Below are 14,866 nucleotides of genomic sequence, written 5' to 3'. Positions count from 1 at the left end.
GGGGGAGCCGGGGGCGCGGGTGGTGCTGGCGGTGCTGGCGGTGCCGGTGGTGCGGCCACCACCGCAGGCGGCGCCGGCTCGGGCGGGGCCACCACGGGTGCCACCGGTGAAGGCTCGGGCTGCAGCACGGGCGCAGGCTGGGGCTCGGGGCGTGCCACCGGCTGGGGCCGGGGCTTGGGCGGGGTCGCCACGCGGGGCGTGGGGGCGGGCGGCGGAGGTGGCGCGATCTCGGGCTTGGGCGGCTCGATGAGTTCGGCGAGCACCTGCACGGGAATGACCATCTCCACGGCGCGGCGCAAAAGGCCGGTTTGCAGCGCCCAGACCGCCAGCACGTGCAGGCCCACCACCGCACCCACCACCAGCACGCGACGGTTCAGCCGGCGCGGCTCGGTGCCGGGCAGGGTGGACAGTGGGTGGGCGAAGGGGGCGGTGGACATGCGGGCGGTGGCGATGGGGGCAGACGGGTTGGGCGATGGAAAGGCTGGGTTATGAACTATCTGTGCCGAAAAATCCACCATGCTGCAGCCAGCATGAGCACGAAACTGGTGCCGAGGACGGCGAGACCGATGATCATGAGGCTCCTTTCGCTGGTGCTGCCTGCCAGGCAGGTCGGATGGAACAGGTTGTCATTCTAAACGAGAATGTTTCGCATTCGCATGATCTGGCGAAAAAAACGAAAAGATTTTCAGTCGGGCGCGCGAGCCACTACGGTGTGGGCCTGGTCCAGCGTGCGGCAGCCCGTGAGCGCCATGGCGATCTCCAGCTCATCGCGCAGCAGGCGCAGCACATGCGCCACGCCGGTGGCGCCCGCGTTGGCCAGCCCGTGCAGCACCGGGCGCCCCACCAGCACCGCGCTGGCGCCCAGCGCCATGGCCTTGAGCACGTCGGTGCCGCGGCGGATGCCACCGTCCACCAGCAAGGGAATCTGACCCTGAATGGCTTGCGCGATGCGGGGCAGGGCGTTGGCCGTGGGCAATGCGGTGTCGAGCGTACGGCCTCCGTGGTTGGAGACGATGAGCCCTGATGCGCCGCACGCCACCGCCTCCTGCGCATCGGCCGGGTGCAACACGCCTTTGAGAAGCACCGGCAGGCGGGTGATCGAGCGCAGCCACGCGAGGTCGTCCCAGGTGGGGGCGTGCAGCAGCAGGTCGTCGAACAGCGCGCTGTGCGCGGAGCCCAGGGTGCGTGGCGGCGGGCTGCGCAAGCCTGTGAGGTGGACCGCTGTCACGTCGGGTGGCAACTGGAAGCCGGTGCGCCGCTCGCGGTCGCGCGAGCCTTGCACCGGGGCATCCACCGTGAGCACGAGGGCCTCAAAGCCGGCGTCCTCGGCCTGCTGAACCAGGGCTTGCGTGAAGCTGCGGTCGGGCTGCAGGTACAGCTGAAACCACAACGGACCCCGCCCGGGTTCGGGCAGGACGCTGGCGGCAATCGCTTGCAGCGGGGTCGAGGTCTGTGTGCTGAGCACGAGGCCCGCACCCTGCGCGGCCGCGGCCAGCGCGGTGGCCAGCTCGCCTTGCGGGTGGGCCAGGCGTTGATAGGCCATGGGTGCCACCAGGATCGGGTGGGGCAGGGTGCGACCGAGCAGCGTCACCCGCGTGTGCCCGCCCGCCAGGGGCCGCAGCACGCGCGGCATCAGCTCCAGCGCGCGCCAGGCTTCGGCATTGCGCGCCAGGGTGAGCTCGTCGCCGGCGCCGCCACACAGGTAGGCCCAGGTGGCTTCGCTCAGGGTGCCCTGCGCGTGCCGCTCGTGGTCGGCCAGGGTGGCGATGCCCTGAGGCAGCGGGGGCGAAAGTGTCATGGTGTCTGGGGCCCGGATGGCGTCATGTTTATAATTAAGAACAATTCGCATTTATATTCAATTATGGTCCATGCCGTCCGCTCCCCGGCAGGCGCAGGGCCTGGTTTTTCAAGGTTCAGCCCATGCGCGACACCCGCTTCCGTCTCCTGTTGTCCTCCGTTTTCGTGGGGGCCGTCGCGCTGCCCGGCGTGGCGTCTGCGCACAGCTTGCTGCTGACCTGCAAGCCCGCCGACGCCGGCATGGTGCGTTGCGTGGGCGAGTTTTCCGACGGCGCAGACGCGGTGGGCATGTCGGTGCTGGTGAAGGCGTATGACGAGCGCGTGTTGTTCAAGGGCACGCTGGGCGGCGACTCTGCGCTGCAGTTCAAGCGCCCGGCGGGCGAGTTCTTTGTGCGCCTGGAGGACGGCGGCGAACACTCCGCCGAGGTGGACCACACGGATGTGAAGCCATGAGCGCCGCCGCAGCGACTGCGAGGGGCGCGCGATGAACACCCAGGTGGTGCGGCCGGCCGGTGCGGGCCATGAAACGCTGTGGGTGTTGCTGGCGGCGGCCTGTGTGCTGGCGGTGGCGGCCGCGCTGATTGGTGCCCGTGCGCAACCTTTGGCTACCGCTGCGCTTTCGTCCCACCAGGTGGATGCGCGCACGCAGCTCAACGCCGCCGAGCAGGGCGTGCACGCCGACCTGCTGGTGGCCGCCGACGAGATTGCGGCGCTGGCCGCAGCCGATGGCGCGCCGCCCGATGTGCAGCGCTTGCGCGAGATGGACCTGCCGCCGTTTGCCGTGGGCATGGGCGCCACGGCCCGCGGCGGGCACGAGTGGCGCGTGGTCACGCGTGGGCACGACGTGGCCTATGTCGGGCGCAGCGCCACACCCGAGGTGGCGGCGTCGTTGCTGTTGCGTTTGCCCGCGCAGGTCAAGGCAGCGGAGCACGGCCATGACGACGCGGTCGGGATCTGGGTGCAACGCGAGGGCGCGCCCTCGTGGCCAGAGCGGCTGGACGACGCGGCCCTGGCGCGACAAGGCTGGCGCGAGGTCGTGGTGCGCTACGACGCCGGTGTGACCCGCAAGGACGCCACGCACTGACAACCGCAAGCAGCGCGCGCCTGTCTGTGGCGCCGCTGCGCTCTCTGTTTTTTTCCGGATCTTTTTCATGCCACACAACCCCCTCTTCAGCGCCCGCCGTCGCGGCTTGTTGTCTGCCCTGGCCCTGGCCGCAGCGGGCACGCCCGCCTGGGCGCAGGCGCGCAAGCTGCGCATCGGCGTCACCCTGCACCCTTACTACAGCTACGTCGCCAACGTGGTGGGCGACCGCGCCGAGGTGGTGCCTGTGATTCCCGCCGGTTTCAACCCGCACGCCTACGAGCCGCGCACCGACGACATCAAGCGCATCGGCTCGCTCGATGTGATCGTGCTCAACGGCGTGGGGCACGACGACTTTGCCGCCCGCATGATCGCCGCCAGCGACAAGCCCGACCTCAAACGCATCGAGGCCAATGCGCAGGTGCCGCTGCTGGCAGCGGTGGGGGCGGGGCGCGGCACCTCGGGCAAGGTGGTGAACCCGCACACCTTCCTGTCTGTGACGGCGTCGATCTCGCAGGTCAACACCATCGCGCGCGAGCTCGGTCAGCTCGACCCGGCCAACGCCAGCGCCTACACGGCCAACGCCCGTGCCTATGCACAGAAGCTGCGCAAGCTGCGCGCCGACGCGCTGGGCCAGCTGGCGCAGGCGCCCGCCAGCGGCCTGCGCATCGCCACCATCCACGGCGCCTACGACTACCTGCTGCGCGAGTTCGGGCTGGAAGTGGCTGCCGTGGTGGAGCCCGCGCATGGCATCGAACCCAGCCCCGCGCAGCTCAAGGGCACCATCGACCAGATCCGGGCGCTCGACGTGAAAGTGATCTTCTCCGAGATGGACTTTCCCTCGGCCTATGTGGACACCATCCGGCGCGAAACCGGCGTGCGGCTCTACGCACTCACGCACATCTCGCACGGCCCGTACACGGCCGACAAGTTCGAGCAGGAAATCGCACGCAACCTCGCCACCGTGGTGCGCGCGATCCAGGAGTCCGCGTGATGGCCGTGGGCGGACCAGGCATTGCGTTTGATGGCGTGGACCTCACGCTGGGCCACACCGAGATCCTGCGTCAGGTGAATCTCCAGGTGGGCGGCGGCAGCGTGCACGCGCTGGTGGGGCCCAACGGCGGCGGCAAGAGTTCGCTCTTCAAGGCCTTGCTCGGCCAGGTGCCGCACCGGGGGCAGATCAGCCTGAGCTGGCCCGGCGAGCAGCCCGGCGTGGTGGCCTACGTGCCGCAGGCGCTGGCCTTTGATGCCGGCCTGCCCATGACGGTGATGGACTTCATGGGGGCCATGTGCCAGCGCCGCCCGGTGTTCCTGGGCCTGTCGGCGCGCTGGCAGGCGCCCGTGCGGCAAGCGTTGCAGCAGGTGGGCATGCTCGAGAAGGCGCACCGGCGCATGGGCGCGCTTTCCGGCGGCGAGCGCCAGCGCGTGTTGCTCGCGCAGGCGCTGATTCCATCACCCGATCTGGTGTTGCTTGACGAGCCGATGTCCGCGCTGGACGAAGCGGGCGAAGCCATCTTCGAGACGCTGCTGGGCCACTGGCGCGCCGCGCGCGTGACCGTGCTCTGGATCGAGCACGACCTGGACGCCGTGACGCGCCTGGCCGACCACGTGAGCGGCTTGAGCCGCCAGGTGCTGTTTGATGGCCCGGCCGCGCAAACCCTCACACCGCAACGCGTGCTCTCGCTGTTCTCCAGCCGGCAGCGGCGTGAAGACGGCAGAGAAGAACAGCAAGACAGGGGGGTGGCCTGATGAGCGCGTTCGACACCTTTCGCCAGTTCATCCAGCAACTGGCCGGGCAGGGCCTGCTGCCCGCATCGCTGACCTATGGCTTCGTCGTCAACGCGGTGCTGGCGGGCTTGTTCATCGGCCCGGTGCTCGGCGGCCTGGGCACGCTGGTCGTGGTCAAGCGCCTGGCGTTTTTCTCGGAAGCGGTGGGCCATGCCGCGCTCACGGGCGTGGCCATCGGCATTCTGCTGGGCGAGCCCTACACCGGGCCCTACGGCAGCCTGTTCGCTTACTGCCTGCTGTTCGGCATGTTGCTCAACTACCTGCGCAACCGCACCGGCCTGTCGCCCGACACGCTGATCGGTGTGTTTCTGGCGGTGTCGCTGGCCATGGGCGCGAGCCTGCTGCTCATGCTCTCCGGCCGCGTGAACATCCACATTCTGGAGAACGTGCTGTTCGGCTCGGTGCTCACGGTGGATGCGGGCGACCTGCTGGTGCTCGCTGTGGTGGGCTCGCTGGTGGTGGCGCTCACCGTGCCGCTCTACAACCGCTTCATGCTGGCCAGTTTCAACCCGCAGCTCGCCAGCGTGCGTGGCGTGCGCGTGAAGCTGCTGGACTACCTCTTCGTGGTGCTGGTGACCATCGTCACCGTCGCCTCGGTGAAGGTGATCGGCGCCATTCTGGTGGGCGCGCTGCTCATCATCCCGGCGGCGGCGGCGCGCCTGCTGAGCCTGTCGTTGCGCGGCTTCTTCTGGCTCAGCGTGGCGATCGCCACCGTGAGCACACAGATCGGCATCCTGGTGCCGATCGAACTTGAACTGCCGGTGCCTTCGGGCGCGGCCATCATCCTCACCGCCGGCGGCCTGTTTGCGCTCGCGGCGGTCATCCGGGGCTTCACCCCGTCACTGAAAGGACATGCCGGATGAGCACGCGTTCGTCTTCCGTCGCCTGGTGCTGGGCGGGCCTGATGGCCTGCACGGTGCCCGCCTTCAGCGCGCTCGCGCAAACCCCCGCTGCCGCTGCGGCGGCGCCCGTGCGCCTGCTCGTGGCGCACCCGGTGGTGGCCGCGCTCACCACCACGCTGGTGCGCGACACCGGCATCACCGTGCTGCGCCCCGTGCCTGACACGCTGCCACCAGCGCGCCAGCTGGCCTTCTTCACCGGGCGCGGCGCCGCCGGCCTGGCCGACGCCGCGCGCCAGGCCGATGCCGTGGTGGCCTTGCGCTCGCTCTGGCCGGACGACCCGCTGTTCCCGCTCGCAAGGCGCCAGAACATCCGGCTGATCGAAATCGACGCGGCACGCCCGCTCGACGCCTCCTTGCCCGGCATGGCCTTGCAGGAGGCAGACGCCTCGGCCCACGCGCTGCCCTGGCTTGACCCGGTGAACCTGAGCCGCATGGCCGACGTGATTGCCGGTGATGTGAGCCGCCTCGTGCCCGCCGCGCGAGCCCGTGTGCAGGCCCACGTGGCCACCTTGCGCCAGCAACTGCTGGCCATCACGGCGCAGAGCGAAGCGCGGCTGGCCAGCGCGAGCAACCTCGCGGTGTTCAGCCTGTCCGACCGGCTGGGCTATCTCGTGAGCGGGTTCAACCTTGATCTCGTGGGCACCGACGCGCGCGAAGACGACGCGTGGACCGCCGACGCCATCACCACCTTGACGCAACGCCTGCGGACTGGCGCCGTGGCCGCGGTGCTGCACCACCGCGAACTGCCCCCAGCGCTGGCCCAGGCCGTGCAGGCGGCTGGCGTGCGCGTGATCGTGCTGCAGACCGAGGGCCGCGACCCGCTGGGCGAACTGCGCGAAAACAGCCAGCGCCTGAGCGCGCTGGCCATTGGACGCTAAAGCCGCTCACGCAGTGAGCGGCTGCGGGGGTGGGTCGAACCGGTAGCCCAGGCCATACACCGAATGGATCAGATCCTGTCCCGGCATGCAGTCCTCGATCTTGCGGCGCAGCTTCTTGATGTGGCTGTCCACTGTGCGGTCGGAGACGATGCGCTCGTCCTGGTACATCGCATCCATCAGCTGCTCGCGCGAAAAGATGCGCCCGGGCCGCGCGCTCAGCACCTTGAGCAACTGGTACTCCACCGCCGTGAGGCCGAGGTCCTGGCCGTCGAGGGTGGCGCGCCAGGCCGCGTCGTCCATCTTCAGGCCGTGCGGCATCTCCGCTGCCACAGCCACCGCGTGCGTGCCCCTTCGCAGCACGGCGCGCACGCGCGCCACCACCTCGCGCGGGCTGAAGGGTTTGCAGATGTAGTCGTCGGCGCCCAGCTCCAGGCCCAGCAGCCGGTCGATCTCTTCCACGCGCGCCGTCACCATGATGATGGCCGGCGCCGGTCCGCCCGGCGCACCGCTGCGCAGGGCCTTGCAGATGTCCATGCCGTTCTTGCCGGGCAGCATCAGGTCCAGCAGCACGAGGTCCACCGGGTGGTGCTCCAGCCAGGGTTCCACCTCGTCGCCGCGCGTGAGGTGGTGGGTGTCGTAGCCCGATTGCGCGAGGTAGTCCAGCAGCACGCTGGCGATCTTGTTTTCGTCTTCGACGATGAGGATGCGCGGTTTGCGTTCAACCATTCAAGGCCTCCGTGTGCAGCGGCAGCCAGATGTCCCAGCGCAGGCCACCCAGTGGGCTGGCCGAGGCCTGCATGCGCCCGCCATGGCCTTCCACGATCGCGCGCGCAATGGCCAGGCCCAGGCCGGAGCCGCCGCTGGCGCTCGCGCGCGACTCGTCCACGCGGTAGAGCCGCTCGGTCAGCCTGGGCAAGGCCTCGGGCGGCACGCCGGGGCCGCTGTCTTCCCAGGTCAGGCGGGCCTGTGTGCCCTCGCGCTGCACCTGCACGCGCAGGGCCGCAGGTGCATCGGAGTAGCGATGCGTGTTCTGCAGCAGGTTGGAGAGCACCTGATCGAGCCGGTCGCCGTCGGCGCGCACCTGCACGCCTTCGGCGAGCTCGGTGTGCACCTGCAGCGGCGTACCCGGCGCGTGGGCGGCGTCGCTGAGGTGGTGGCCCACGAAGCGGCCGAGGTCCAGGGTGTCCAGGCGGTAGTCCAGCGCCCCCAGGTCCGAGAGCGAGAGCAGGCGCAGGTCGTCCACCAGCCGGGTGAGGCGGTGCACCTCTTGCGCGAGCGAGTCGAGGTTGGCGGCGTTGGGCTGCCGGATGCCGTCCTGCAGCGCTTCGATCTCGGCGCGCAGCGTGGCCAGCGGCGTGCGCAGCTCGTGCGCGATGTCGGCAATCCACTGCTGACGCGCCTGCCGCGCCGCCTGCAGCGAGGTGGCCATGTGGTTGAAGGCGTCGGCCAGCTGGGCCAGCTCGTCGTGGCCGCGCGCGGGCAGTCTCACGCTGTAGTCGCCCTGGGCCACAGCCGCCGTGCCTTCGCCCAGCACGCGCAGGCGGCCCGCCAGCCAGCGGGCGATGAGCGCGGCATTAAGCAACACCGCCGCCAGCATGCCGAGCGCGATGGCGGCAAACGTGCGCGTCTGCTGCGCAAGGAACACGCGCTCAAGCGAAGCCACGATTTGCAGGCGCGGCACGTAGCCGAGGTAGCCCACCAGCTGTGCGTTCACCAGGATGGGTTTGAGCACCGCCTGCTCGGTGCGGCCCTCGGGGCCGGCCAGCAGGTTGCGCTGCGGGTCCAGCAAGAGGAGCCGTGGGTCGATGGTCAGCGGTGGGGGCACGCTGGGCACGGGCGGTGCGGCGGGAGCCGATGGCGAAACGCCTGCCGGGGGCAGCGCAGGCAGCGCAGGCGGCGCGGTGGAGTGACGCGGTTCGGTGTGGGCGGGCGTGCCGTTGCCGGGCGAGGGCTCTGCATTGCGGCGCGGCATGCGGCCGGTGCCCAGCACTTCGCGCGAGAGCTCTTGCCAGCGCTGGCGGTCTTCCGTGATCCAGTCCCAGCTGCCGTTCTGGCGGTGGCCCTCGGCGAGCCGCGCGATCAGCGGCTGCAGGCGCGCTTCGTCGGCCTGGTTGAGGTACTCGACCAGGCCCTTGTCGAAGCTCCAGCTGTAGATGAGGTAGGCCGTCATGACCAGCACAACGTTGGCCCCCGCAATGGCCAGGAACAGCTTGACGCGCAAGGTGTCGAACCGCGAGAGCCAGGCGCGCGGGCGGGTGAGCGTGGCGGGTCGTTCGGTCTGCATGGTGGGGTTGAGCCTAAACCCAAATCTTTCAAACTTTGTGCAAGACGTGCCGCCTTGCGTGCTCATTCTTTCCATATTTGGCGGGCAATATCCCGCATCATCCCGGCACGCCTTCTGGGCGCCGTCCATTCAGAGAACCCAACGCAACGCCATGAACGAAGTCCAACGTGAAGGGGCCAAGGCCCCGGCCCAACGCCGCAAGACCTGGAAGCTCGCGCTCGTCGCGCTGGTGAGCCTGGCGGTGCTGGGTGGTGGTGGCCTGGCTTATTACCGGTGGGGCCCGGGTGCCAAAACCGAGAACGCGTACATCACCGCCACGGTGCAGCGCGGCGACATTGAAGACCAGGTGAGTGCCACCGGTTCGCTGCAGCCGCGCGACTACGTGGACGTGGGTGCGCAGGTGTCGGGCCAGCTGCGCAAGATCCATGTCGAGGTGGGCAGCGAGGTCAAGGAAGGCGACCTGCTGGCCGAGATCGATGCCGAGACTTCGCAGGCGCGCGTGGACGCCAGCCGCGCCCAGTTGCGTTCGCAGGCAGCCCAGATGGCCGAGCGCGAACTCACCCTGGCCAAGGCCGAGCGCGACCTGCAGCGCCAGAAAAACCTGATGGTGGAAGAGGCCACCACCGCCGAGACCCTGCAGAACGCCGAGACCGCCGTGAAGACCGCGCGCGTGCAGATCCAGTCGCTCAAGGCTTCCATGGAGCAGCTGCAGGCCAGCATGCGGGTGGAAGAGGCCAACCTCAAGTTCACCAAGATCTACGCACCCATGGCCGGCACGGTGGTGAGCATCACGGCGCGCCAGGGCCAGACGCTGAACACCAACCAGTCGGCACCCACGCTGCTGCGCATTGCCGACCTGTCGGTGATGACGGTGCAGACGCAGGTGTCGGAGGCCGACGTGAGCAAGCTGCGCGGCGGCATGCCGGTGTACTTCACCACGCTGGGCGGCCAGGGGCGGCGCTGGTATGGCCAGCTCAAGAAGGTCGAGCCCACGCCCACGGTGACCAACAACGTGGTGCTCTACAACGCGCTGTTCGAAGTGCCCAACAACAACCGCAGCCTCATGACGCAGATGACCGCGCAGGTGTTCTTCGTGGTGGCTGAAGCCAAGGACGTGCTGGTGGTGCCGATGTCGGCGCTGACCATCCAGCGCGGCGGGCCGGGCAACCGGGGCGGGCAGGGCGGCAGCGGTGCGGGCCCGCAGGGTGGCGCACCGACGCCGGGCCCTGCCGCCGCGCCGGGCGCAGCGCCAGCACCTTCCACACCCGCCACTCCACCCCGCAGCACCGGCACGTCGTTGGTGGTGCCTGCAACCTCGTTCAAGACCGCGGCCGACACGGTGTTGGCGCAGGCCGGCGACGCCACCGGCGAACGCCCGCGCATGAGCCGCGAGGCGTTCATGGCCATGAGCGAAGAAGAGCGCGCCCGCTTCCGCGAGCAGCGCCGCAAGGAGCGCGAGGCCGCCGGTGGTGCTGCGCCCATGCCGCCGGCTGCATCGGCACCGGCTGCACCTGCATCGTCTGCCGCTCCGGCTGCCGCCAACGCGGCACCGCGCGCAAAGCCCGCTGAAGGTGCCGCGCCTGCGGCTGGCAAAGACAGCACGCCTGCTGCCACGCCGAACGTGAGCGGCATGCCGCGCAACGACGGGGGTGCGCGACCCACGCGCGGGCCGCGCCAGGCCAAGGTGAAGGTGATGGCCGAAGACGGCAGCATTGAAGAGCGCGAGATCACCATCGGCATCAGCAACCGCGTGCACGCGGAGGTGCTCTCGGGCCTGAAGGAAGGCGACCGCGTGATTGCCGGCGTGCGCGAGCCCGAGCGCCGCACCACCACGCCGCAGCAGGGCGCGGGGGTGGGTCAGCAGAACCTTGGTGGCCCCGGCGGCATGCCGCCCGGCGCCGCGGGTGGAGCGCGCCGATGAGCCAGCTGCCCTTGCCCCAGGAGGCCGATGCGCTGCGCGCGGCGCCGCTGGGCGCGGGTGTGCCGCTGATCGACCTCAGTGGCATCACCAAGACCTACCGCAACGGCGAGCTCGCGGTCGAGGTGCTGCACGGCATCGACCTGAAGATCTACCCCGGCGAGCTGGTGGCCATCATGGGCGCATCGGGCTCGGGCAAGTCCACCTTGATGAACATCCTGGGCTGCCTGGACAAGCCCACCACCGGCCGCTACCGCTTCATGGGCCGCGACGTCTCCGAGCTGGAGCGCGACGAGCTCGCCGAGCTGCGCCGCGACGCCTTCGGCTTCGTGTTCCAGAGCTACAACCTGATTGCCACCGGCACCGCTGCCGACAACGTGGAAGTGCCCGCCGTGTACGCCGGCATTGCGCCTGCCGAGCGCCACGAGCGCGCCGCCGAGCTGCTGGGCTCGCTCGGGCTGGGCGAGCGCATGCACCACCGCCCCAACCAGCTCTCGGGCGGTCAGCAGCAGCGCGTGTCGATTGCGCGGGCGCTCATGAACGGCGGGCGCGTGATCCTGGCCGACGAACCCACCGGCGCGCTCGACAGCAAGAGCGGCGCCGATGTGATGGTGTTGCTCAAGCAACTCGCCGAGCAGGGCCACACGGTGATCCTCATCACCCACGCGGCCGAAGTGGCGGCGCACGCGCACCGCGTGATCGAAATCAAGGACGGCCACATCGTGGCCGACCCGGGCCCGCGCCCACCCGAGGGCCAGGCGGCGCTCGCGGCGCAGAACTGGACGGCGCGCGCCGGGCGCATCTCGCACCTGGGCGATGTGGTGGAAGCGGCCAAGACCGCGCTGCGTGCGCTGCGGGCCAATGTGTTCCGCGCCATCCTCACCTTGCTGGGCATCGTGATCGGTGTGGCCTCGGTGATCGCCATGCTGGCCATTGGCGACGGCGCCAAGCAGGTGGTGATCGACCGCATCAGCGCCATGGGCTCCAACCTGCTGCTGGTGCGCCCGGGCGCGCCCAATCAGCGCGGCTTCCAGAACACCGCCACGCTGGTGCTGGCCGACGTGAACGCGATCGACAAGGAAGTGCCCAACGTGCTCGCGGCCGTGCCCGAGCAGAGCAGCAGCGCGACCCTGCGCTACGGCGAATCCGACTACTCGAGCAGCATCCTGGGCACGTCGTCGAAGTTTCCGCTGGCGCGGCAGTGGAAGGTGTCGCGCGGCACCTTCTTCACCGACGAAGACGAGCAGGAGTACGCCACCGTGGCGGTGCTCGGCCAGACGGTGGCCAAGGCCTTGTTCCCGGGCGGCGAGGAGCCGCTGGGCAAATACGTGCTGGTGAACAACCTGATCTTCCAGGTGGTGGGCGTGATGAGCGCACGCGGCGCCTCGCCCAGCGGGCAGGACCAGGACGACGTGGTCCTCGTGCCGTATGCCACCAGCCAGCTGCGGCTCTCCGGCCAGCGCTTCCTGCGCAACGTGACGGTAGCCGTGCAGGACGTGTCGCGCATCGACGAGACGCAGTCGGCGGTGGAGTCGCTGCTGGCCGAGCGCCACGGCGTGATCGACTTCCAGATCCGCAACATGGCGTCCATCATCGACACCGCCACCGAAACGCAGAACACCATGACGATCCTGCTCGGGTCGATCGCAGCGATTTCGCTGCTGGTGGGCGGCATCGGGGTGATGAACATCATGCTGGTGAGCGTGACCGAGCGCACCCGCGAGATCGGCATCCGCATGGCCACCGGGGCGCGCACGCGCAACATCCTGCAGCAGTTCCTGATCGAGGCACTCGTGGTCTCTGCACTGGGCGGCGTGATCGGTGTGGTCATCGGCCTGGGTGTGGCCTTCGTGATTGGCGCCACCGGCACGGCGGTGCAGTACTCCGTGGCGCCGGTGGTGCTGGCGTTTGGCTGTGCGTTTGCCACCGGCCTGATCTTTGGCTACCTGCCCGCGCGCAAAGCCGCGCGCCTGGACCCCGTGGTGGCCCTGTCGTCCGAATGAGACCTTGCATGAAACCGCTGTCGTTCCCCTTGAGCAAACCGCTGGTGCTGGCCCTGGCGCTGGCCCTGCAGGCGTGTGCCACCACAGAGCCCGCGCGCGGTCCCGTGGTGGAGATGCCCGCGGCCTGGAGCCCGGCCACCCCCGCCGCCGAAGCCCCGCAGCTCACCACCGCGTGGTGGCAGTCGTTCGGCTCGCCGCAGCTCGTGCGGCTGATCGATGAAGCCCAGGCCGCCAGTCCCGACCTGCGCATCGCTGTGGAGCGCATCCGCCAGGCCGACATCGCCCTGCAGCAGGCCGGCATATCGCGCCTGCCGTCGGTGAACGGCAGCGTGGGCGCGTCCACCGGCCGCACCGAGGTGTCGGGTGGCGCCAGCACCACGCGCGAGGCGAGCAATGCCAGCCTGTCCGTGAGCTACGAGGTGGACCTGTGGGGCCGCATTGCCGCCAGTGTGCGTGCGGGCGAAGCGTCGCTGCAGGCAAGCCAGTACGACTGGAAGACCGCGCGCATCGCCTTGCTCACGGGCGTGGCCAACAACTATTTCCTGTGGCTCAACACCGCCGAGCGGCTGCGCATCGCGCGCGAAAACCTGGCCATCGCCGAGCGCGTGCTGGCCATCGTGGAGGCCCGCCAGCGCAACGGCGTGGCCACCGCGCTGGAGGTGTCGCAGCAGCGCACCACGGTGCTGTCGCAGCGCACGGCGCTGCTGCCCATCGAGCTGCAGCAGCGCCAGACCGCCACCGCGCTGGCCTTGCTGCTGGGCCGTGTGCCACAGGGCTACGCACCCGAGGCGGGCGAATTCGCGCAGCTGCGGGTGCCTGCGTTGTCGCCCGGTCTGCCGTCTGCGCTGCTCACGCGCCGGCCCGACCTGGCCTCGGCCGAGGCGCAGCTGGCTGCGGCCGATGCCAACGTGGAGGCAGCGCGCGCGGCCTTGCTGCCCAGCCTTTCCTTGTCGGCGTCGGGCAGCCTGGGCACGTCGGCGCTGATGAGCCTGGCCGATCCCACGCGCAGCATCTCGCTGGGCATTTCGCTCGCGCAGTCGATTTTTGATGGCGGGCGCCAGCGCCTGCAGGTGCGCACCACCGAGTCGCAGCGCGTGGTGCTGATCGAGAACTACGGCAAGGCCATTCGCACCGCGCTCAAGGAGGTGGACGACGGCCTGGGCAACGCGGAGCGCAGCCAGCGCCAGGAAGCCCTGCAGCGCGAAGTGGTGGCGCAGGCGCAGCGCTCGCTGCAGCTCGCCGAACTGCGTTACCGCGAGGGCAGTGGCGACCTGCTGTCGGTGCTGGATGCGCAACGCACGCTGTTTGCCGCGCAGGACGCGCTGGCCACGCAAAGCCTCTCGCGCCTGAGCGCGGCGCTGGACCTGTACAAGGCACTCGGCGGCGACTGGGCCGGACCGCCTCCGCCGTTGTCCTGAAGCAGAAGGGCGCGCATTTTTGCGCTCCCTTTTTTCATTTTCTAAATGAGAATCGTTATAATTAACAGGCCGATCATCAGGGGCTCGCGCTGTGGCTGCCCCAAGGCCTCGTCTGTGGGTCGTCGACCCGTTCTTTTTTCCCCTCGCAAGCCGTGAACCAACCGCCTGCCGCCCCTGCGGCTTCCCAACGTGCCTGCTGGCTGAAGACGCTGCACCAATGGCACTGGATCAGCTCCGCGCTGTGCCTGATCGGCATGCTGCTGTTTGCGTTCACGGGCATCACGCTCAACCACGCGGCCGACATCGCCGCGCAGCCGCAGGTGCAGCAGAAGGTGGTGCAACTGCCCGCCGGGCTGCAGACGAGCCTGGCACCGAAAGACGACGAGCCCGACAACGCCGCCTTGCCGCCTGCCGTGCGCCAGTGGCTGTCCGAGTCGCTGGGCGTGGCCTTGCCCGACACCACGGCCGAGTGGTCCCCCGAAGAGGTGTACCTGTCGCTGCCGCGTCCGGGCGGCGACGCCTGGCTGCGCATCGAGCGTGAGACGGGCAGCGTGGAATACGAGCGCACCGACCGGGGCTGGGTGTCGTACCTCAACGACCTGCACAAGGGCCGCCACACCGGCTTGGCCTGGAAGTGGTTCCTCGACATTTTTTCCGTGGCCTGCCTGGTGTTCTGCATCACGGGGCTGTTCATCCTCAAGTTCCACGCGGCCAACCGCCCCACGACCTGGCCCATGGTGGGCATGGGTCTGGTCGCGCCCCTGCTGCTGGTGATCCTGTTCGTCCATTGACTGCTG

The 14,866-nt window shown here is 69.6% G+C and carries 13 protein-coding genes and 1 pseudogene; 10 read left to right on the top strand and 4 right to left on the bottom strand.

Features of this window, described 5'->3' with window-relative positions; all coding sequences use genetic code 11:
• Positions 1–437: pseudogene (locus tag KXJ60_RS21570) on the bottom strand (energy transducer TonB); the annotation flags it as partial.
• 248 nt (positions 438–685) lie between these two features.
• A complete protein-coding gene (locus KXJ60_RS21565; RefSeq protein ID WP_291132454.1) occupies positions 686–1,798 on the bottom strand; it encodes an alpha-hydroxy acid oxidase in 1,113 nt (370 codons plus the stop codon).
• A 122-nt stretch (positions 1,799–1,920) separates the two neighbouring features.
• Between KXJ60_RS21565 and KXJ60_RS21560 the strand changes: the two genes are divergently transcribed.
• From KXJ60_RS21560 to KXJ60_RS21535, 6 genes are all read left to right on the top strand, one after another.
• Positions 1,921–2,250: a hypothetical protein gene (locus tag KXJ60_RS21560; protein WP_291132451.1), complete on the top strand. Its 330-nt coding sequence runs from the start codon at positions 1,921–1,923 to the stop codon at positions 2,248–2,250.
• A 31-nt stretch (positions 2,251–2,281) separates the two neighbouring features.
• Positions 2,282–2,881 (top strand): DUF6162 family protein, encoded by a 600-nt coding sequence (locus tag KXJ60_RS21555; protein ID WP_291132449.1) that lies wholly within the window; start codon positions 2,282–2,284, stop codon positions 2,879–2,881.
• 67 nt (positions 2,882–2,948) lie between these two features.
• Entirely contained in the window at positions 2,949–3,872 is a 924-nt protein-coding gene (locus tag KXJ60_RS21550) for a zinc ABC transporter substrate-binding protein (protein WP_291132447.1), read from the top strand.
• Positions 3,872–4,627, top strand: coding sequence for a metal ABC transporter ATP-binding protein (locus tag KXJ60_RS21545; protein WP_291132444.1), 756 nt, complete (start codon positions 3,872–3,874; stop codon positions 4,625–4,627). The genes KXJ60_RS21550 and KXJ60_RS21545 overlap by 1 nt, the downstream gene beginning before the upstream one ends.
• Entirely contained in the window at positions 4,627–5,529 is a 903-nt protein-coding gene (locus KXJ60_RS21540) for a metal ABC transporter permease (RefSeq protein WP_291132442.1), read from the top strand. Before KXJ60_RS21545 ends, KXJ60_RS21540 begins: the two co-directional genes overlap by 1 nt.
• The gene (locus tag KXJ60_RS21535; protein WP_291132441.1) at positions 5,526–6,446 is read left to right on the top strand and encodes a zinc ABC transporter substrate-binding protein; all 921 of its coding nucleotides are present in this window, start codon (positions 5,526–5,528) and stop codon (positions 6,444–6,446) included. Before KXJ60_RS21540 ends, KXJ60_RS21535 begins: the two co-directional genes overlap by 4 nt.
• Positions 6,447–6,452: 6 nt before the next feature.
• Here the strand turns inward: KXJ60_RS21535 and KXJ60_RS21530 are convergent, their stop codons facing one another.
• Together KXJ60_RS21530 and KXJ60_RS21525 are read right to left on the bottom strand one after the other, a co-directional pair.
• The gene (locus KXJ60_RS21530) at positions 6,453–7,172 is read right to left on the bottom strand and encodes a response regulator (RefSeq protein ID WP_291132439.1); all 720 of its coding nucleotides are present in this window, start codon (positions 7,170–7,172) and stop codon (positions 6,453–6,455) included.
• Entirely contained in the window at positions 7,165–8,730 is a 1,566-nt protein-coding gene (locus KXJ60_RS21525) for an ATP-binding protein (protein WP_291132438.1), read from the bottom strand. The genes KXJ60_RS21530 and KXJ60_RS21525 overlap by 8 nt, the downstream gene beginning before the upstream one ends.
• Before the next feature lie 151 nt (positions 8,731–8,881).
• On the opposite strand from KXJ60_RS21525, the gene KXJ60_RS21520 reads away from it, so the two are divergent.
• The 4 genes from KXJ60_RS21520 to KXJ60_RS21505 all read left to right on the top strand — a co-directional run bounded on the left by KXJ60_RS21520 (position 8,882) and on the right by KXJ60_RS21505 (position 14,860).
• Positions 8,882–10,651, top strand: coding sequence for an efflux RND transporter periplasmic adaptor subunit (locus KXJ60_RS21520; protein ID WP_291132437.1), 1,770 nt, complete (start codon positions 8,882–8,884; stop codon positions 10,649–10,651).
• The gene (locus tag KXJ60_RS21515; protein ID WP_291132435.1) at positions 10,648–12,651 is read left to right on the top strand and encodes a MacB family efflux pump subunit; all 2,004 of its coding nucleotides are present in this window, start codon (positions 10,648–10,650) and stop codon (positions 12,649–12,651) included. Before KXJ60_RS21520 ends, KXJ60_RS21515 begins: the two co-directional genes overlap by 4 nt.
• 8 nt (positions 12,652–12,659) lie before the next feature.
• Entirely contained in the window at positions 12,660–14,069 is a 1,410-nt protein-coding gene (locus KXJ60_RS21510; RefSeq protein WP_291132434.1) for a TolC family protein, read from the top strand.
• A gap of 152 nt (positions 14,070–14,221) precedes the next feature.
• The gene (locus KXJ60_RS21505; RefSeq protein WP_291132433.1) at positions 14,222–14,860 is read left to right on the top strand and encodes a PepSY-associated TM helix domain-containing protein; all 639 of its coding nucleotides are present in this window, start codon (positions 14,222–14,224) and stop codon (positions 14,858–14,860) included.
• The last annotated feature ends 6 nt before the right edge of the window (positions 14,861–14,866 follow it).

Source organism: Hydrogenophaga sp., assembly GCF_019264445.1.
Taxonomy (GTDB): Bacteria; Pseudomonadota; Gammaproteobacteria; order Burkholderiales; family Burkholderiaceae_C; genus Hydrogenophaga.
The sequence above is the reverse complement of the archived record's forward strand: the minus strand, read 5'-3'. Positions and strand labels throughout refer to the sequence as shown.